The organism is Sporosarcina sp. OR05 (assembly GCF_041414805.1).
Classification (GTDB): Bacteria; Bacillota; Bacilli; order Bacillales_A; family Planococcaceae; genus Sporosarcina; species Sporosarcina saromensis.
In genome coordinates this window covers 14,456-33,009 of sequence record NZ_JANKJL010000014.1, presented here as the reverse complement: position 1 = coordinate 33,009, position 18,554 = coordinate 14,456, and the positions used below count along the sequence as shown (strand labels likewise).

The window sequence follows — 18,554 nt, the reverse complement described above, 5'->3', positions numbered from 1 at the left end:
GTTAAACAGAACAGATTAGCCTGTAAACTCGTCGGAATGCAGATTTATCGATTTAGTATAATAGTCAACCCACTCTAGTAGTTGTTTGTTTTACCAAATGTCAGTTCTTCAACAATCCCAGGCAGTTCACTCAATTCATCGATACAATAATCAGCATTCACGTCTTCCCACTGGTTGTCCTTTTTCCAAACACTGAGCATTCCAACCGAACGGGCTGCTTTCACATCGTTCATCGGATGATCTCCGACATACATACTTTCGAACGCTTGAACGTTCAGTCTTTCCAAAGCTCGCTGAAAAATAAGGGGATCAGGTTTTCTAATACCCTCTGACTCTGAAATGAGAATCGCATCAAAAAAATGTCCGATTCCAAGAGCTGATATATTTTTGGATTGAAACGGTTCTCTGCCGTTTGATATGATACCTAACTTCAAAGACCTATTCTTTAAAGTATCCAACATACTCTCAAGATGCGGAAACGGTACACAGTGGCGTTTAAAGTTCTCCATGTAATCTTGAAGCAATGTTTCCCATGGTAGTTGTATTTGATATTCTTTAACGAGTTGCTGATAGACTTTATCCTTCCATACATATCCTCGACAATCGTATTCAATGAACTTCGACATGTATTGCTGTTTTGGAATGTGACCAAAAACATCTCGATATCGATCATACTGATTCGATACAAAACTAATCACTGAGGCATCACGATTCAATAAAGTACCGTCCAAATCAAAGATCACTGCCTTTATCATAATAATCCCTCCATCATCTACTTAATTATCTAATTATACGTTATAATGAGATAGAAGGTGGTGGATGCTTTGACATTACTCTATCTAATTCCGACTCTTATTTGATAAAACAAATACAGGAGGAATTAATTTGACAAAACAATCTTGGGTACTTCCCTTTTATAAGAAGCAATTTGAACTAATGGATCCGCAAATAGAATTCAGAATGGAAGACGACTTAGCTCTTCAAGTAAAGCAAATCCACGAACAAGTTGGTAAACCGTTTACTACGATGTTGGATATCGGTGCAGGTAGCGGCATATTAGCACGAGCTATGGCCAAAAACGGAACCGAAATGACAACTGTAGAGTTGGTGCCTGAACTCGTTGAATATGCTAAATCATGCTCTCCCGATTCCATTACAGTACATTGTGGGGATTTTTATACAATCGAATTGCAGCAGCATTTCGATGTTGTTAGTTACATGGACGGTTTTGGAGTAGGGACTGACGAGGAACAACTCCTCTTATTAAAAAGAATAGCAGGGTGGATGAGAGAAGACGGTTGTGCATTAATTGATATTTTTCAACCTTCCTATTGGCGTAAAGTGAGTGGCCTAGATATGCGTATTGATGAAGCGTTTCGAAAATATGGATACGATGAAACGAACGAGCGTATGCTTGATACGTGGTGGCATATCGATCACCCCGAAGACGCTGTCACCCAGTCACTCCGGTGTTATACAGTAGAAGAAATTAGCAAGCTATGCCAAAAGGCTGGCTTGAAGATTGTTGCGATTTTCCCTGGTGGTGCAATGGATTATGAAGAGTGGACCTATTCTCCACTCGTATCCCTACAAGATTGTCTTGCATATCGTATAAAAGTGGAAAAGTGAGTGTTTACAACGACTAAAGGCAATATTTAACGGTTGCCATGGTCCGAAGACAAACAAGTAAATAGGACACTAAAAAACGCACAGAAACAACTGTGCGTTCAGAGTGTAGACAAAGTCGATTTTTACTTTGTCTACACATTTTTAATGAAATTTGTAATACATAGAAAGTTCTTCAGCCTGATTGAAAACGCTTGTCAGGTGGAAGGCAGTCTAAGTTTGGGACGTCCTGTCCCAACGACTGCATGACCTGCATCGTGCAGGCCCGCGCGAAGTCGAGCGAAGACGCGAATAGAACTAAAGTTCATGAGCGGACGAGCGAGACGAGCAACAACGGATGCGAGCGTTTGTCAACAGGCTGAACGCACGTAAGAACTGTGCGTTTTTTCATTTGCTAATTGAGTACATGTTTTCTCCACATACCAAACCGCCCGATTTGCATACAACCTTGTCGATCCATTTTTACTTCTTCTTCGACGGATGCCTCCGCATACTTTTCGTCACTTTCTTCCATTTGTCTCTCTCGGCAACTGCCGCCTGCCGGTTTGTTTTTCTTTCAAGAAAAGCGATTTCTTTTTGTAGTTTCACATAGCTGGCATAGCGGTCTTCCGGCAAAGCCCTAGACTGTAACGCCTCTTGTATCGCGCATCCTGGTTCACTCGCGTGACCGCAATCCGAGAATCTACAACTTATTGCAAGTTCCTCGATATCTTTAAATCCAGCGTCAACACTCTCGCTCTCGTTCCACAATTGGAACTCCCTCATCCCTGGCGTATCAATGAGCACCCCGCCAGAAGGAATTTTTATGAGTTCACGATGCGTCGTTGTATGCCGTCCTTTTGCGTCATCTTCGCGAATACCTTGTACGGCCATGGTACCTTCTCCGCAAATCGCATTGACAAGTGATGACTTGCCAACACCCGAAGACCCTAATAACGCGGCGGTTTTACCACCATTTAACAGCGCTGTTACTTGCTCGATTCCTTCCCCGGTCACACTACTAACCGTATATACTTCTGCTCCTAATGCGATTCCTCGAGCCTCTTCAATAAATTGATCAGGATTGTCGCACAGATCCTTTTTCGTCAGCACAACTACAGGTGTCGCACCTGAATCGTACGCCGCAACCAGATAACGCTCAAGTCGTCGGCTATTAAAATCATCATTCATTGACATGACGAGGTAGACGATATCGACATTCACAGCGATGAGTTGTTCTTCAATTGTCGTTCCTGCGGCTTTCCTTGAGAATAAAGACGTTCTTGGCAAAATCGCATGAATGATTCCCCGTTCTTCACCCGGCATCCTTTCGACGACGACCCAATCACCTACCGCTGGGAAATCTCGTCGTTCAACTGCTTCATGCTGAAACGAACCCGAGCAAACGGATAGCCATTCCCCTTCTTCCGTTATTACGCGATACATCCGTTTATGTTCGAGCGTTACACGCCCAGCTCTATAGTTTCCACTTTTCATATCAGCGATTGTTTCATCCCAATTATTTTGATGAAATGAATTCCAACCGTATGCTTGTAAATTGTTCAATGCTAATTCCTCCTGTTATGTGCATATAAAAAAGCATGGTTCCAGGATCGGACACCATGCTTTCACGCGCATAACAGAATAGACATGCCTATTACAAAGGCATGGCAGGTGAGAGTATGGGTCCGATCATATAGACAATTGCCACATTGATTGTCGCCATAAAACATCACCTACTTTCTGAAAGATACATTAACAATAACAAGGATTCTTTATAGTGTCAATTAAAAGTAGAATCTCCTATTTGTTTTAGTGCTTCGAATCTTTCGGTGCAACAAAAAACGCAATACCGATTGATAATGCAACCACAATAAATGGTGCATAAAAAATGATGAAGTTATTCACATTCTTTCACCTCACACATGCTCTTCTTTCTTTCCCGCTACATAATCTTTATTGAAAAGGAACAGTTTCAACACTAAATATAAGGATGGAACAAGTAAAAACAACCCAGCGATAAACGCAACTACAAGTGCAATCGCCATTGTCTTGTTTGTAAAGCTATCATAGATTGTCAAGTACGGATACAGTAAATACGGATAATGAGAAATGCCATAGGCAAAGAACGCAAAGCCAAATTGTGCGATCATGAACCCGACAGCCATTCCGTAATTACGTTTTGTCCATAACAACCAAACAGTCGCGACAAATAGAATTGCTGAGATGGCAAACAACCACCAAAAGTCCAACATTCGATCATAGTGCTCTGTTGTATTTCGTTTCAACTCTACAATGATCCCTATTGCACTCACGATAAGCGGAGTCGCCCATAGTAATGCATATTTTCTCATTAGGTTAGCAGCTTGTACATCATTCGCTTTTTGGGCATACCATGTTAGAAACACTGCAGAAATATACAAAACTGCCATAACACTCAATACGACAATGGCCCACGTTAGCGGACTTGCAAACATCGCTCCATAATCCAAGTTCGGTTGTCCGTCAACCATCGTGATGAATCCCCCTTCTGAGATCGTAAACACGACAGAAAGTGAAGCAGGAATGAGTAAACCTGCAAGTCCATAAGCAAGTGCATACCCTTTATGGTACCCTTTTTTTGCCCCGTACGATTCAAATGCATAATAACTTCCTCGTATGGATAAAAGAATGAGTGAAATGCTAACCGGCACTAATAATACGGTTCCATAATAGAAAGCCGTTTTAGGGAAGAACCCGACTATGCCTACAAAGAAAAACACTAAGAACACATTTGTGATTTCCCAAACAGGTGATAAATATCGTTTAATCACATTTGTTAAAATATGATTCTTTCCTGTCAATAAACTATATGCATTGAAAAATCCAGCACCAAAGTCAATGGAGGCGACAACAACATATCCGAAAAGAAACAACCACAGAACTGAAATCCCAAGTATTTCTAATGTCATCCCCGCTCACCGTCCTTCATTAGATGACGTTCTTCAATTTCTTTTTCAATTGGATTGCTTCGGAACATCCGCAACAATACGATAATACTTCCAATACCTAAGATGAGATAGAGCGCCGCGAATGCAACTAACATGAGATCTACATTGCCACTCGTTGTTGCTCCATCCGCTGTTTTCATAAACCCACGTAAAATCCAAGGTTGCCTGCCGACTTCCGCTAACCACCAACCAGCTTCAATTGCCAACAGTGCCAGCGGTCCTCCCGCTACAATGACACGTGTATACCATTTCGATGTAATGAAACGCCAATTCCGCCATTTGCCCACTACATATACGAGTGCAACTAGAAGCAGGAACATCCCAATCATTACCATAGTGTCAAAGAGGTAATGGATATACAGAGGAGGAATTTCATCTTCAGGAAACTGATCTAAACCGATGACTTCAGCAGTTGGATTGTTATGCGCAAGAATGCTCAAAGCATAGGGAATTTTAAACGCATATTTTACTTCTTCTCCATCTGTTACACCAAATAACACTAATGGAGCACCTTCTTCTGTTTTAAAGTGCCACTCCGCAGCTGCTAGTTTTTCGGGTTGGTACTCAGCTAAGTATTTTCCCGAAAAGTCCCCAATTACTGCGGTTGCAACTGCAAATACCAAACCTAACTTCATTAATAGATGTAGCGATTTTTTATGGTACACATGCTTCGAGCCTTTTAACATCTTAACAGCGGCAATTGAAGCTAACGCGAATGCAGATGCCATGTACGCTGTCACTAATACGTGCGCAACCTTGGTCGGCATCGCTGGATTCAACATAGCAAGTATAGGTTGGATATTGACTAACTCTCCATTAACTACATCAAACCCTTGCGGTGCATTCATGAACGCATTGACAATCGTAATGAAAACCGCTGACATCGATGCGCCAATCGCAACAGGAACTAGTAAAAACATGTGGCGTTTTTGACTCTTAAAACGATCCCACGTATAGAGGTAAATGCCTAAAAAGATTGCTTCAACGAAAAACGCAAACGTTTCCATGAACAATGGTAAAGCAATGACTTGCCCCGCTAATTGCATAAAGTTCGGCCATAACAATGAAAGCTGTAAACCGATAGCAGTTCCCGTAACGACACCTACCGCTACTGTAATGACGAAGCCGCGTGCCCATCTTCTTGCCAGTAATATATAATGCTCATCATTCTTTTTGTATCCTACATATTGGGCAATCATAATCATTAATGGAACCCCTACGCCAATCGTCGCGTAAAGGATATGAAAAGATAACGTTAACTCGGTTAACACCCGGCTCCAAAATACTGCGGACTCATTGACCATTTCAGTCATCTCCTAACTTCCAAATATACGTCCCGCTAAGGACACTGCCATAATAATAGCTACAACAAAACTAAGAATCATTAGTCTCCGTTCGTGCACTTTGTACATTGTACGTCACCGTCCTAAGCGATTTATAAGATATCAATCCAAATCTTAACGGCTGTCGCTAAAATGAGAACTGCCAAAATGGATTGAAGTACTTTCGTGTTCACTTTGCCACCCATTTTCGCGCCCAATGGAGCTGCTAGTAAACTGGCAACAATCATAATGGCTGCGGGGAAATAATCTACTTGTCCTGTTGTCAACTTACCGATCGTCGCACCAATGGATGAGATGAACGTTATCGCAAGACTCGTTGCGATCGTCATTCGAGTTGGTATACTTAAGACAACGAGCATAATCGGTACTAATAAAAATCCACCGGCTGCTCCAACTATTCCCGATCCAATTCCAACAATGAAAGCTAGAATGGCAGCTACTGGTTTGTTAAATGTCACTTGATCCATAGGTATATCATCGATTTTCTTTTTAGGAACAAACATCATGACCGCTGCAATTAACGCAAGCACACCATAGACGATGTTTACTCCATTTTCAGAGAGAAACTGTGAACCATAACTACCGACAAGGCTACCTAGTAGAATAGATCCCCCCATATAAATGATCAATGATTTGTTTAAGTACCCACTTTTTCGATAAGCCCATACACCAGCAATTGATGCGAAAAAGACTTGCACTGCACTTATGCCAGATACTTCATGCGCTGTGAATGCCGCCATACCTAAAAGAGGTGGCACATATAATAACAGCGGGTATTTAATAATGGAACCCCCGATGCCTAACATTCCTGATACAAACGAACCAATGAAGCCTATGAGAAAAATGACAATAATGAATGACAAATCCATTCATAATCAGCCTCCTTTACTGAATCCCTATCTCTATTTTCATTATAAATTGGTCTAATCTTGTTCCAAATAGGGGTTTTCCACTATAAATCAGAGGAACACACAAAAGAAAAACCTATCCAAATCACGTCATTTCACACGTGATTTGAATAGGTTCAATTCGTTATACATAATTATTCGCCAATCCATATTGAATGAGTTCTGCCTTGTTTTTCAGTTCCAACTTTTGCATAATATTCGCTTTATGATTTTCAACAGTTTTACTGCTAATAAATAACTTCTGACCAATTTGAACGTTTGTATAGCCTAAAATCGTCAATCGTACAATTTCTTGCTCACGTACTGTCAACAACTCTCGCTTCTCTTTCCCTTTTTGATTAAACAATTTCTCCAACTGGTCTTCTGGGATTCCGACCTCATAATGACGTTTTCCGTTATACACTGCCACGATCGCATCATGCAATTCTCCACCATGGCTATTCTTCAATAAATAGCCATGTGCTCCTACTTCGATTCCTCGTTGAATGTAAACAATTTCGTTATGCATTGTCAGCAAAATCACTTTCACATTGTCGACTATTTTCAAAATTTCTTGCGATGCCGTAAACCCATCGAGCCCTTTCGGAATAGAGATATCCATCAACACAACATCAGGCTCTGTTTTAGCTGCTAATTGAATGGCTTCTTCGCCGTCTCCGGCTTCACCTACTACATGTATATCTTTATATTGCTCTAATAGTAATACGATACCTTTACGGATTAGCACATGATCATCGACAATTAATACATTAATCATCGATCAATTCCTCCTTCCACTTTGGAATCTGTATCTCAATAGTTGTACCTTTTCCAGGTACAGAATGGATGGAAAACGATCCCTCTAATTGATCAATCCGCTCTTCCATATGCTTAAGGCCTAAACCTTCATTTTTTATCGCACTCTTAGCAAAGCCAATTCCATCGTCTTTCACTTGTAATGATAATTGATCCTTAAACTTCCGTAACAAGATATGAACGTTTTCCGCTTGAGCGTACTTAATAATGTTATGCAAAGCTTCTTGTACAACTCGATACAGGTTAATCTCGACAGCAGCTGCACATCTCTCAGTAAAATTCGTGTCAAAATGAATCGTAAGTTCGGGATGGACTTTTCTCACTGATTCGATGAGCGTTTTTAACGTTGGGACAATCCCTAATTGGTCAATACTATGCGGACGTAATTGATGGGAATATACTTTAATATCATTCATCACTTTACTTAATTCGGAACGGACTTCCTCAATGTACGTATTGAGTTTCGGATTATTTACATACGTTTCAATCGCTTGCAGGGCAACGGAAATTGAATATAATGACTGCCCTACTCCGTCGTGTAGTTCTTGCGCTAGCCGTTTATGTTCGGACTCTTTAGCTTCAATCATTTTCTGTATCATTAATTTAGCAAAACGAGCTTCCTCTTCCTTCAGTTGAATCGTTTGATCTCGTAGTACAAGCAAATATTCTTTTTTCTTACTTTGTGCGTCTGTATACATGAGTGCTGTACTCATTTCAACATCAATTTTCTTTCCATGATACGTAGGCATTTTGGAGAGAAAATAGGGGACTTCGTTATTTTCAATTAAATAGCATCGGTTTTCCTCGTGGTCTTTTTTCCGATTTTCGCAAAATGAACAAAAAGGAACGTAATCGTCTAACTCCCAACCCGTTAATCGTTTTGCAGAAGGATTGAGCATTAATATTTTTCGGCTGTCATCCATAATAATAATTCCGTCTTGTATATTTCTAAAGATTTGCTCTAAATATTCATTCGTCAATTGCATTTTCCTTAACACGGTAACGACTCCTTCGTGAGAATGATTGTACCTAGTTTGTTCATCTTACCATTTGAAATAGGAGATGGAAAAATATCTGTTCATTTCTTCTTTTTACAAGCTTTGATATCAATGAATACTTGTTTTCACACAATGGTGAGTAATTGTAATACGACGATTGCTTTATTAGGATGAACTGGTATCTGTATATAAAAACCGCTGAGACACTAAAACGCATCTCAACGGTTTCATCCAATTTGCTTATTTCACATCTTTTATCCATCTTGAATAGCCGCCAGCCATATTAACAAGATTTTTTATACCATTCGCTTGAAGTACACTCGCAGCAATCGCAGAACGACCACCTGCTTGACATTGAACGACGATTTTCTTATCAGTTTTCACTTCATCCAATCGTTTGCGTAATGTCCCTAGCATGATATGTTGCGCATCTTCAATATGTCCTTCGTCAAATTCCGTTTTTTTACGAACGTCTATTACATAGACTTCACCTTTTTCCATCATCTCTTTCGCTTCAAGTGGCGAGATATTCGCATAGGATTCAAGGGAGCTTGCTTCCTTCAATACAAGTTCAACATCAGCATAGCCTACTACGTTGTCAATCCCTACAGAGCGAAGCGCAATTAAAACTTCCTCAAGCGTCTCAGGATTTAGTAGCAAGTACAAAGGTTGTTCGTAGTCTACTAACCATCCTGACCAGTTCGTGAAAGAGTTGTTAAGTGGAATATTGATAGTTCCTTCAATATGTCCTGCAGCAAAGTCGTCTGCTTTTCGCGTATCGATAACTTGATGTCCGGCTGCTAGTACTATTTCCACGTCTTTCAAGGATGAAAGGTACTTGACGGCTGGCAAGTTTTTAATTAGCTCGATACCGACCTTATTCACATGTTTCATCACTGCAAAATAATATGGAGGTTCCGGTTGTCCATTGAGTAATGCTTTCATAAAGTCCGATTCATTTGCAAAATTCATCGCCCAGTTGAATTGTTTTTCATAACCAACTGTGGAAGAAGGTATCGCCCCTAACGCTTTTCCACAAGCACTACCTGCACCATGAGCTGGCCATAATTGTAAATAATCCGGAAGTGCTTTAAACTTCTCGATAGATTTGTACATTGCTTTTGCACCGGACTCTGACGTTCCTTGGATGCCTGCTGCTTTTTCAAGCAAGTCAGGGCGTCCTATATCTCCTACAAATACAAAGTCTCCCGTGAAAATGCCCATAGGCTTATCTGCTTTCCCACCACGATCTGTCAATAAAAACGAAATACTTTCAGGTGTGTGGCCGGTCGTATGCATTGTTTTAAAAACTAAATTGCCAATCTTAAATTCATCGCCGTCTTTAAGCAATTGATGGTTCAGGTGCTCTATGTTCTGGTATTTCCAGTCTTGGTCCCCTTCGTCAGAAATGTATAAAGTCGCACCAAAATGGTCTGCGAGTTCTCGGGAACCTGAAACAAAGTCAGCGTGGATATGCGTCTCCAGTGCACCAACGATTTGCAAATTCTCCTTTTTCGCTAATTCGATATAAGGTTCAATGTTACGCATTGGATCCACAATTGCCGCTTCACCAGTTGCTTGACAACCTACTACATAAGATGCATGTGCCAATTTTTCATCATAAAAATATCGTAATAACATTTCAAAATCCCCTATTCTTATTTTTGATTTTTCTCATTCATGACTTCAAGTGCGGCTTGTACATAGCAAAGACTTTTTTGGACCATCGGATCCTTTAACCACTTGACAAGTGAGAATAATTTAACATTTTGTGGATTACACTCCACTCTATTTTGCACTTCTTGAATGAGCGATAAGCCTTCTTGTCCTTTTGAAAGTAAAGGAGTAGCATATTCTTTTACATTAGACATGATATACTCGGTTGATTGTTCGTCGTGTAGGATAGCTGTGACAAACTCCATGATATTTTCCAGTTGCTCGATCATGTTCACCAATTTAGGCAGTTTCTCAATCAAAGTAATAAGCGACGTTACAGACTCGATGCTTATGTTGTAAGTCGATAACAGTTGATCGTATTTGTTGAGTGAAGTATGATCTTCCAAAACCGATCGCCCAAATCGTACGACGTTTTCAATTGAAGTGATGCTTTTCTCGAATTCAGGTAATTTATTCAGAAGTGATGAAAGTGAGTCTTGTACTTCTGGTCGTTCTAATTCTGAAATCAGTCGCAGCAAATCGCCACTTTCATGATGCGTTCCACTGACCATATACGTTATCCTCCTTCCTACTGTCACCGTTTACATAGTTCCTTTTAACATGCCGTCCCAATACATGATCGGAAGCAAATCCTTTTTCATAATATACATACTTGTCCGTTCTACAGCTTGGTTAAATGGCATAGATTCTGCTGGTTCTTTGTTATAATCAAACTCCGCTAAAATGAGCTTGTTATAGCCGGTCACAATTGGGCATGATGAGTAGCCATCATAAGAACCTGGCATTGGTTGTTGCCGCATGAGGGCAATGATATTTTCTGCAACAACCGGCGCTTGTTTCCGAATTGCTGCTCCTGTCTTTGAAGTAGGCAGATTCGCACTGTCCCCTAAGCCAAAGATATTTTTATAGTGCGTGTGCTGTAACGTATGTTTGTGAACATCCACCCATCCGTTCGCATCAGCTAGAATGCTATTGCGGATAAAAGCAGGAGCTTGCATATAAGGCGCGACATGAATCATGTCGTAAGGGATTTCCTCGATTGCTTGTGTGTCGAGATTTTCAAAAACAGCTACTTTTTCATCCGCTTTAATTTCGATTAAGTTGCGTCGGAAACGTGCATCAATTTCTTTTCGTTCTAACACTTTTTCAAGAGCCAATCGATACTTTTCCACATCAAAAATTGCTGGATTAGCTGAACCAAAAATAACGTTTGTCTTGTTTCGAACACCTGATTTAGCGAAATGGTCTTCCGCTAAATACATAATTTTTTGAGGTGCACCTCCACATTTAACCGGAGATGCCGGATGCGTGAAGAGCGCTGTTCCTCCTGTGAATGTCCGAATTGTTTCCCATGTATAGTCAACGTGTTTGAAAGAATAATTACTACAAACGCCTTTCGTACCGAGCGCTTCTTCTAGTCCTTTTATCGCTTTCCAGTTCAATTCAATTCCTCCGGCAACAACTAAATAATCATAGGTTAGCCGTTGACCATTGACCGTCATGAGTGCATTCTCTTCCGGGATAAAAGAGTCAACAGCATCTTGAATCCAAAACGCTCCCGCTGGAATAACAGTTGCCATATCCCTCTCTGAGTGTTCTTTATTTGCCGCCCCTCCACCGACCAACGTCCAGAGTGGTTGATAATAATGTTTGTCGGCAGGGTCAACAATTGCAATTTCATCCATCAATGCATTGGTCTGTTTTAGCAATCTAGCCGCCACCGATATCCCAGCAGAACCTCCACCTACGATGACCACTTTGTATGAAGTCTTCATGTCATGTCCTCCTTTAAGGTAGTTGCTTGTTATGAAGCACTTTTTCTATCCTCATTGTAGGAGACTTCTGTTTTGGAAAGTATAGGGGTTTCCCCCTAATTGAATTCGAATTCCAAAAGTGTAGAAAACGACATTGTACTCATTTGCAATAAAAAAACTGCCAAGTACATAAGCTACTTGACAGTTACACGTTTCTATTCGGTTAAAAAGGATTGATCCGTCTTTTTGTAAATGGACATCTAGATGCTGTATGACTCTCCAGTTTGTAATCGACTTACTCTGGATATACTATGTCTTTTCTTCTCTTCTAGAAAAAACAAACAATACTATTGAGTGCTTATTTCTATATCCATCCCTTTTCACGACAAATGGCAATTGCTTCGACTTTGTTTTTAGCCTCAACCTTTTGCAATACTTCAGACATATAGTTCCTAACTGTACCCGCCGACAAAAACAATTCAGCCCCGATTTCCTTCGCAGTCTTACCTTCTGCAGACTTTAACAGGACTTCCCGTTCCCTTGCAGTTAGAGGATTTTCTTCATGATAGGAATTCATTACTAAATCCGCAGCAAATTCCCTCTTCCCAACCATTACATTTCGGATTGCGTTCGCCAAGTCAGTTATGGAACCATCCTTTAACAAGTACCCATGAATTTTTGCTTTCATGGCTCTTTCGAAATATCCTGGTCTTGCAAATGTCGTTAAAATAATGACTTTCGTTTCTATCCCCATATTCAGCAAGTCTTCTGCAACGTCAAGACCGCTTTTCTTCGGCATTTCAATATCTAATATACAAACATCTGGACGCAATGTACGGATAAGTTGCAATGCTACTTCGCCGTTTTCCGCCTGCCCTACTACGTTAAAATCTTGTTCAAAATTCAATAAAGTACCTAGAGCACCTCGGAGTATTTGTTGATCTTCTGCAATAACAATACGGATCATAGAACAACAGCTCCTTCATTTACTTTTATAACGATCGGTATCTTAATACGGAGTGAAGTGCCCTTATCCGCTTCAACCGCTAACTCGCCTTCAATTAATGCAAGTCGTTCAACCATGCCAGTAAGACCATTTCCCCATTCACTATCTGACATACCTACCCCGTTATCCGCAATCCTTACCTGACATGTACTATCACAATTCTCAACCGTTACGATACATTCAGTAGCTTGACTATGCTTTACAATATTTGTTGAGGCTTCACGAAGACATAGACCAATAATATTTTGTTGTAGTGCTGAAAGACGAAGCCTATTTTGTAAAGGATTATATTGAAATCGAATATTTGCAGCTGATAGAATTTGCTCCATATGTGCTATTTCCTCTTCAATTGAACTAATCCGCATATTGCTTACAAGCTCTCGAACTTGTTTCATTGCCGAGCGAGACGTTTTTTCAATCTCCTCCGCTGCCTTGATCACTTTTTCTGGATGTGTCGCAACCCTCTGGATGACTTGGCTTTGTAAAGTTATTAATGATAATGTGTGACCGAGTGTATCATGCAAATCCCGAGCTATCCGAACCCTCTCTTCTTGCTTAATCAACGCTTTAATTTGTTCATTCGCTTTATTTAATTGCTCCTCTAACTCCATTCGTTCCATCATGCTCCGCACGCCATACGGTGATAAAATCATGACGACAAGGAATGGAGCGAAAAACAATAATTCACTCATTCCATTCTCATAGACAATCCAAACTGTACAAGCAATTAACACCGACGCAAAAAAAGAGACTGCACGATTAAACTGTTTCTTATTTTCAAACCATCCAATGAAATTGGATGCAAAAAAACCTAAAAGTAAGTTATACGGACTGAAAAATACTGTAAAGATAACTATCACACCAATAAGTGTCGTTAGCCATACAGTATCTTGTTTGAGTGATTGAGATTTGTACAATTGGATATAAGAGATGAGAAAAAGCAGTAACGCGCAGTAGCCCATTACCGCTCTCCATCCATTTAGATTGACAATATGATATAAAGGTAAAATTACATACGCTAAAAATATATAAGGAGTCATTCCATATCGCTTTGGAAAAAGCTCAAAACCTTTTACCACTTCACCACATCCTGTTTTCTTCTTCTATATGTTGATAATACCATGAACAGAAGAAGATAAACGAGGAGTATCAAAATATTCTTATAACCGGGTATGTCCCCTCGAATAATTGCCCATGCTCCACTACCATAATGGTATGCCGGTAACCACGTACCGATTGCCTGGATCGCTTTAGGTAGCACTTCCATCGGCATCCACATACCTCCCGTGATTGCGAGAAGTATATAGAGTATATTACTAACACTCGAAGCCAAGTCAACCTTTTGCATCGTTCCAACTAACACACCTAGTGCAAGAAAAGGGATGGAGCCTAGTAATATCCAAACTCCACACAGTATCCATTCTACAGCTGTCATCGAAACACCGTTGATGATTACACCTGACAAAAAAATCATTAGTATCGTAAGTGCATGGACTGTCGATTGCCCAATCATTTTTGCAATGAAATGTACTGCCGACGGTAACGGGGTAACACGTAAATATGTTGTCCAACCTTCATTTCTCTCTTGTATCATCCGTAGCCCAAGTGTCAGGATCGCACTCCCCATAATACTAAATGTCGCAATGGACATAAGGAAGTGTTTGTTCCATAATCCAGCATCTTCTAAACCTTGGTTCACCACTTTTGTAAAAATAATATAAAATACTATTGGCATGACTAACGATCCGAAAATAAAATATGGATTACGGAACACACGAATGACCTCTGTCTTCGTTTCATTGATGAACATGCTCATTCGAACCCACCTCCTCCATTGTCAGCTGAACAAATGCCTCTTCTAAACTTCCTCTTCCAACAGATATATCCCTGACTTCCATATTGTCAGCGAACAATCTTGCCAATACTGCATCGGAATTTTCGGTAACGATTGTTACTCTTCCTTTCTCTTCATACACGTCAACAACTTCGCTTAACTCGAGAAATTTTTCTCTATGAAGAAACGGTCCATCCACTTTAAATGAAACCGCTTGTTTTAACATGTTTCGCTTGATTGAATCCGGTGAGCCGTCCGCAATTACTTTCCCTTTTTTAAACAATAAAATACGTGTTGCACTATCATCCGCTTCTTGTAAATAGTGAGTTGAAAAAATAATTGTTTTTCCTTCATTCGCAAGCTGTCGCACTTTATCCCAAAACAATTTACGAGAAGTACTATCCATTCCAACTGTCGGTTCATCAAAGAATAATAAATCAGGATTCCCAACCAGCGCCAATGCAAAACCTACACGTTGACGCTGACCACCCGATAATTTTTCAGTACGCTTCTTCAAATCTGCCCCTTGCAAACCGGTTACTTCGACTAATTGCTCCATTGATATTGCATCGGGATAATAGCTTCTAAACAAAACAAGGAGTTCTTGCACCTTTAGAGCATCCATCAAACTAACATGTTGCAACATCACGCCAATCCGTTCTCGAATTTGACGATTTTTCGGATTCTCGTTAAACAGCTTCACATGTCCGTCAGTGGGATTCAATAATCCTAACAACATGAGGATTGTCGTGCTTTTTCCCGCTCCATTCGGCCCTAAAAACGCCACAATTTCACCTCGTTTAATAGAAAACGAAACATTATTAACCGCATCTACATCTTTAAACTTCCTAGTCAAATTACTTACTTCAACGACTGTTTCCATACACTCACTCCTTTCCATACATCTTACGAGAATAATTGCAGTTCGTTTAGTAAGCTCTGTCATCATTTCACATGACATGTGTCATGTGAAATGATGACACACGCTGGCATACGTTGTTGCTTGTGAAAGCAAATGTGCATTACATATAACCATTTGAAAACGCAAAAAAACAAGGAGTATTCACCCCTTGCTTTCAACTTACTATTCGATGCACTTAGCGTCTTACAATTTTCTTCATTACCTTAAACACAAAATAGCCAAACATGACACCAATCGCATTTAATATGATGTCGTCAATATCTGAACTGCGGCCAATGAAGAACTGGACGCCTTCGATGAAAAAAGTGACGCCCAATCCAACCCATGCAATCTTCCATAATGACGCAAATTTCCTCCATAATATCGGAATGAACAAACCAATTGGCGAGAACATGAACATGTTGCCAAGTAAATTCATAATGGAAAGGCTGCCCCAATTATCTGTATTGCTGTTTGAGTGCAAATAAAGAAGCATTGTTTGAAACGGAGTGACATTGACGCTCGCCAACTCATTTGCAACCATAATATCAAAGTATAGTTCGCCCGTTAACGAATCGACACCGATGCTCCATTTCGGAATGATCGTTTGTGAAGCTAAGCCAATACAGTACAGAATGAAGGTCGCTAATAGGAATTCACGTAATTTGTTCACTCGCTTTTTTCTTCTTTTCAAAAGTATAATTCGCACGAGCACATAAAGTGGCAATGCCACGATCATGTATCCAAGCATATTCATCGCGTATGTACTAATTAACCCCATGGTGCCTCCTTTTACAAAAAGCTATCGCTCTATTTATTCATATGACAGACATCCAGACGATATCCGTAAGAAAAAGACTGCAAACTTCACAGTCTTCTAGTCACTACAGCACTCTCCCCGTCATTGCCCAGACAGAAATCGAAGTTTTATTTGTATGATTAAAAAATCGATGTGGGGTTGTACTTTTGAAACGGATACTGTCTCCTTCGTACAAAATATGCTCATTATCTCCTAGAACAATTGTCAATTCTCCTTGCAATACATACCCGCATTCTTCCCCTGTATGCTCAACAAGTTGCTGATCTTCTTGCCCCGGTTCTAAATGAATCATAATCATCTCGATTGTTCCTTCATTAATAGGCGTCAACAATTGATACTTTGAATTGGATTGCGGAAAACTGATTGTCTTCCGTTCAGCTTTCCGTACTAATTGCAAAGCTTGTTCATCCGTTCCGAGCAACGTAGAAATCGATACATCTAATCCTCTACACAATTTATACAATGTCGTTAATGTTGGGTCTGTATTTCTACGTTCAATCTGACTGATCATACTAATGCTAACCCCAGAACGATCTGATAAATCTTTCAATGACAAACTCTGTTCGATACGTAGTTTTTTTATCTTTTGACCATCAAACATGAAACCTACCCCGTTTATTTCTTTTATTCCTCCATCATACCATAAGAAAACCTGGTAGTCCGAAAACTACCAGGCAAGTCTTTTTTATAGCATTGTTGAAAACCATAAACCTAATGTCGTTCCAATATAGTTCCCAATAATGTAACCGAGTGTACCAACTACTAATATTGGCCCAATGAGGTTTTTCCATCCTTTTGCAATTGCCATTGCAGCGGCTGTCGTTGGTCCTCCAATGTTCGCATTACTAACTAGCAATATTTCTTCCAAGTTGTACTTTAACAGTTTCCCCGCCGTCAATGAAACAAGCATGTTCACAAGCACAATGACTGCAACGAACACTAACAACAATGGAGCGTTCTGAATAATCATCGGAATGGAAGCAGGAACACCAATTACAACAAAGAATAGGTAAATAAGTAATGTCCCAATCTCCTGACTTCCATTAATGCTTTCAAAGTACTTCGGAAATAATGCAAGTGCAAGGAAAGTAATGGTTGTCAAAATCAAGTATTTATCCCCGAAGAGTCCGTTCAATAAATTCATGAAGAACGATACATCTTCACCCGAAGGAATCACACCATCTAAAAAAGCAGCAAGTTTAAACGCAACAATAACGAGGAAAAATGCTGTTCCAACAGATAAAGCCATATCTTTCAGTGAAATATCTTTACGTGCCCAAAAGCTTTCTGCTAACGTTTTGCCATCGCTTTTTCCTTTATTCGCTTCTACTTCCAGTACGTGCGGATGGGAATACCGTTTACGGAAAAATGCCATCGTTGGTATGATCATCAATACGACAAAATAGAGCGCCATCATTAAATTATCCGCAACAATTGTAGAGGATACCATTTCACCCGGCGTTTCAAACTTTCCCGCCATTGCCGCAAAGTTGACACCACCCCCAACATAGGAAGCACTCATCATCCCACCGATTTTATCCAAGTACGGTATATGATCTTTCAATAAGAAAAAGCTAATAATCGTACCAGCTACTGTTCCGATTGAACTAATTAAGAAAATGAGCAACATCCTTCCGCTTTCCTGCCAAATCTTCTTAAAGTTCACATGGAACAATAATAACGGAATCGCTAGTGGAATAATGAACGTCCAAACCGCATCATAAACAGGCGATTCTGTCGGAATAACACCCGTATTGGATAAGATGATTGCTCCGACTAACGCAATAATTGCTCCTGAAATCTTACTCGCCCAACTAAACCGTTGTTCCAAATAAATACTAACCGCCGCCCAGACAACGATGATTCCCCATAAGGTGATCATATCATCTGCCTTAATTAATGTGTTTTCCATTTCTCTTCCCC

Annotated in this window: 19 protein-coding genes; 1 reads left to right on the top strand and 18 read right to left on the bottom strand. The window is 40.2% G+C overall.

Going from position 1 to position 18,554, the window contains the following annotated elements:
• Nucleotides 1–74 precede the first annotated feature (74 nt).
• Nucleotides 75–755, bottom strand: a complete 681-nt coding sequence (locus NRI27_RS15625) for an HAD family hydrolase (RefSeq protein ID WP_371391565.1) — start codon at nucleotides 753–755, stop codon at nucleotides 75–77.
• Nucleotides 756–936: 181 nt separating this feature from the next.
• On the opposite strand from NRI27_RS15625, the gene NRI27_RS15620 reads away from it, so the two are divergent.
• Nucleotides 937–1,629 (top strand): class I SAM-dependent methyltransferase, encoded by a 693-nt coding sequence (locus tag NRI27_RS15620; protein WP_371391593.1) that lies wholly within the window; start codon nucleotides 937–939, stop codon nucleotides 1,627–1,629.
• Nucleotides 1,630–2,088: 459 nt separating this feature from the next.
• Here NRI27_RS15620 and rsgA read toward each other — a convergent pair whose 3' ends face one another.
• The 17 genes from rsgA to NRI27_RS15535 form a co-directional block, all read right to left on the bottom strand.
• On the bottom strand, nucleotides 2,089–3,171 hold the full coding sequence (rsgA, locus tag NRI27_RS15615) for a ribosome small subunit-dependent GTPase A (protein WP_371391564.1): 1,083 nt from the start codon (nucleotides 3,169–3,171) through the stop codon (nucleotides 2,089–2,091).
• Nucleotides 3,172–3,417: 246 nt separating this feature from the next.
• On the bottom strand, nucleotides 3,418–3,513 hold the full coding sequence (cydS, locus tag NRI27_RS15610; RefSeq protein WP_371391563.1) for a cytochrome bd oxidase small subunit CydS family protein: 96 nt from the start codon (nucleotides 3,511–3,513) through the stop codon (nucleotides 3,418–3,420).
• A gap of 11 nt (nucleotides 3,514–3,524) precedes the next feature.
• Nucleotides 3,525–4,556: a cytochrome d ubiquinol oxidase subunit II gene (locus NRI27_RS15605; protein ID WP_371391562.1), complete on the bottom strand. Its 1,032-nt coding sequence runs from the start codon at nucleotides 4,554–4,556 to the stop codon at nucleotides 3,525–3,527.
• Nucleotides 4,553–5,899 carry a cytochrome ubiquinol oxidase subunit I gene (locus NRI27_RS15600; RefSeq protein ID WP_371391592.1) on the bottom strand — a complete coding sequence of 449 codons (1,347 nt, stop codon included), beginning with the start codon at nucleotides 5,897–5,899 and terminating at the stop codon, nucleotides 4,553–4,555. Before NRI27_RS15600 ends, NRI27_RS15605 begins: the two co-directional genes overlap by 4 nt.
• A gap of 131 nt (nucleotides 5,900–6,030) precedes the next feature.
• Complete coding sequence (locus tag NRI27_RS15595; RefSeq protein ID WP_371391561.1) at nucleotides 6,031–6,807, bottom strand: sulfite exporter TauE/SafE family protein; 777 nt, start codon at nucleotides 6,805–6,807, stop codon at nucleotides 6,031–6,033.
• Between the two features lie 163 nt (nucleotides 6,808–6,970).
• A complete protein-coding gene (locus NRI27_RS15590; RefSeq protein ID WP_371391560.1) occupies nucleotides 6,971–7,603 on the bottom strand; it encodes a response regulator transcription factor in 633 nt (210 codons plus the stop codon).
• Nucleotides 7,596–8,639 (bottom strand): PAS domain-containing sensor histidine kinase, encoded by a 1,044-nt coding sequence (locus tag NRI27_RS15585; RefSeq protein WP_371391559.1) that lies wholly within the window; start codon nucleotides 8,637–8,639, stop codon nucleotides 7,596–7,598. The genes NRI27_RS15590 and NRI27_RS15585 overlap by 8 nt, the downstream gene beginning before the upstream one ends.
• A gap of 240 nt (nucleotides 8,640–8,879) precedes the next feature.
• Nucleotides 8,880–10,280, bottom strand: coding sequence for an MBL fold metallo-hydrolase (locus NRI27_RS15580; protein WP_371391558.1), 1,401 nt, complete (start codon nucleotides 10,278–10,280; stop codon nucleotides 8,880–8,882).
• A 17-nt stretch (nucleotides 10,281–10,297) separates the two neighbouring features.
• The gene (locus NRI27_RS15575; RefSeq protein ID WP_371391557.1) at nucleotides 10,298–10,867 is read right to left on the bottom strand and encodes a helical membrane plugin domain-containing protein; all 570 of its coding nucleotides are present in this window, start codon (nucleotides 10,865–10,867) and stop codon (nucleotides 10,298–10,300) included.
• A 30-nt stretch (nucleotides 10,868–10,897) separates the two neighbouring features.
• Nucleotides 10,898–12,091 carry an NAD(P)/FAD-dependent oxidoreductase gene (locus NRI27_RS15570; RefSeq protein WP_371391556.1) on the bottom strand — a complete coding sequence of 398 codons (1,194 nt, stop codon included), beginning with the start codon at nucleotides 12,089–12,091 and terminating at the stop codon, nucleotides 10,898–10,900.
• 343 nt (nucleotides 12,092–12,434) lie between these two features.
• Complete coding sequence (locus tag NRI27_RS15565) at nucleotides 12,435–13,037, bottom strand: response regulator (protein ID WP_371391555.1); 603 nt, start codon at nucleotides 13,035–13,037, stop codon at nucleotides 12,435–12,437.
• A complete protein-coding gene (locus NRI27_RS15560; RefSeq protein WP_371391554.1) occupies nucleotides 13,034–14,155 on the bottom strand; it encodes a sensor histidine kinase in 1,122 nt (373 codons plus the stop codon). Before NRI27_RS15560 ends, NRI27_RS15565 begins: the two co-directional genes overlap by 4 nt.
• Nucleotides 14,149–14,892, bottom strand: a complete 744-nt coding sequence (locus NRI27_RS15555; protein WP_371391553.1) for an ABC transporter permease — start codon at nucleotides 14,890–14,892, stop codon at nucleotides 14,149–14,151. Before NRI27_RS15555 ends, NRI27_RS15560 begins: the two co-directional genes overlap by 7 nt.
• Complete coding sequence (locus tag NRI27_RS15550) at nucleotides 14,873–15,793, bottom strand: ABC transporter ATP-binding protein (protein WP_371391552.1); 921 nt, start codon at nucleotides 15,791–15,793, stop codon at nucleotides 14,873–14,875. The genes NRI27_RS15555 and NRI27_RS15550 overlap by 20 nt, the downstream gene beginning before the upstream one ends.
• 214 nt (nucleotides 15,794–16,007) lie before the next feature.
• Nucleotides 16,008–16,592 carry a VanZ family protein gene (locus NRI27_RS15545; protein WP_371391551.1) on the bottom strand — a complete coding sequence of 195 codons (585 nt, stop codon included), beginning with the start codon at nucleotides 16,590–16,592 and terminating at the stop codon, nucleotides 16,008–16,010.
• 103 nt (nucleotides 16,593–16,695) lie between these two features.
• On the bottom strand, nucleotides 16,696–17,232 hold the full coding sequence (locus NRI27_RS15540; RefSeq protein ID WP_317945837.1) for a helix-turn-helix domain-containing protein: 537 nt from the start codon (nucleotides 17,230–17,232) through the stop codon (nucleotides 16,696–16,698).
• Between the two features lie 84 nt (nucleotides 17,233–17,316).
• On the bottom strand, nucleotides 17,317–18,543 hold the full coding sequence (locus NRI27_RS15535; RefSeq protein ID WP_317945839.1) for a DUF819 family protein: 1,227 nt from the start codon (nucleotides 18,541–18,543) through the stop codon (nucleotides 17,317–17,319).
• Nucleotides 18,544–18,554: the final 11 nt, after the last annotated feature.

Excerpts from the sequence above, each read along its gene's own strand:
- NRI27_RS15595 (WP_371391561.1), bottom strand. The coding sequence starts at position 6,807 with ATGGATTTGTCATTCATTATTGTCATTTTTCTCATAGGCTTCATTGGT.
- NRI27_RS15535 (WP_317945839.1), bottom strand. The coding sequence starts at position 18,543 with ATGGAAAACACATTAATTAAGGCAGATGATATGATCACCTTATGGGGA.
- NRI27_RS15545 (WP_371391551.1), bottom strand. The coding sequence starts at position 16,592 with ATGGGGTTAATTAGTACATACGCGATGAATATGCTTGGATACATGATC.
- NRI27_RS15540 (WP_317945837.1), bottom strand. The coding sequence starts at position 17,232 with ATGTTTGATGGTCAAAAGATAAAAAAACTACGTATCGAACAGAGTTTG.
- NRI27_RS15580 (WP_371391558.1), bottom strand. The coding sequence starts at position 10,280 with ATGTTATTACGATATTTTTATGATGAAAAATTGGCACATGCATCTTAT.
- NRI27_RS15605 (WP_371391562.1), bottom strand. The coding sequence starts at position 4,556 with ATGACATTAGAAATACTTGGGATTTCAGTTCTGTGGTTGTTTCTTTTC.
- NRI27_RS15575 (WP_371391557.1), bottom strand. The coding sequence starts at position 10,867 with ATGGTCAGTGGAACGCATCATGAAAGTGGCGATTTGCTGCGACTGATT.
- NRI27_RS15555 (WP_371391553.1), bottom strand. The coding sequence starts at position 14,892 with ATGAGCATGTTCATCAATGAAACGAAGACAGAGGTCATTCGTGTGTTC.
- NRI27_RS15620 (WP_371391593.1), top strand. The coding sequence starts at position 937 with ATGGATCCGCAAATAGAATTCAGAATGGAAGACGACTTAGCTCTTCAA.
- NRI27_RS15550 (WP_371391552.1), bottom strand. The coding sequence starts at position 15,793 with ATGGAAACAGTCGTTGAAGTAAGTAATTTGACTAGGAAGTTTAAAGAT.
- NRI27_RS15625 (WP_371391565.1), bottom strand. The coding sequence starts at position 755 with ATGATAAAGGCAGTGATCTTTGATTTGGACGGTACTTTATTGAATCGT.
- NRI27_RS15570 (WP_371391556.1), bottom strand. The coding sequence starts at position 12,091 with ATGAAGACTTCATACAAAGTGGTCATCGTAGGTGGAGGTTCTGCTGGG.
- NRI27_RS15600 (WP_371391592.1), bottom strand. The coding sequence starts at position 5,899 with ATGGTCAATGAGTCCGCAGTATTTTGGAGCCGGGTGTTAACCGAGTTA.
- NRI27_RS15565 (WP_371391555.1), bottom strand. The coding sequence starts at position 13,037 with ATGATCCGTATTGTTATTGCAGAAGATCAACAAATACTCCGAGGTGCT.
- NRI27_RS15590 (WP_371391560.1), bottom strand. The coding sequence starts at position 7,603 with ATGATTAATGTATTAATTGTCGATGATCATGTGCTAATCCGTAAAGGT.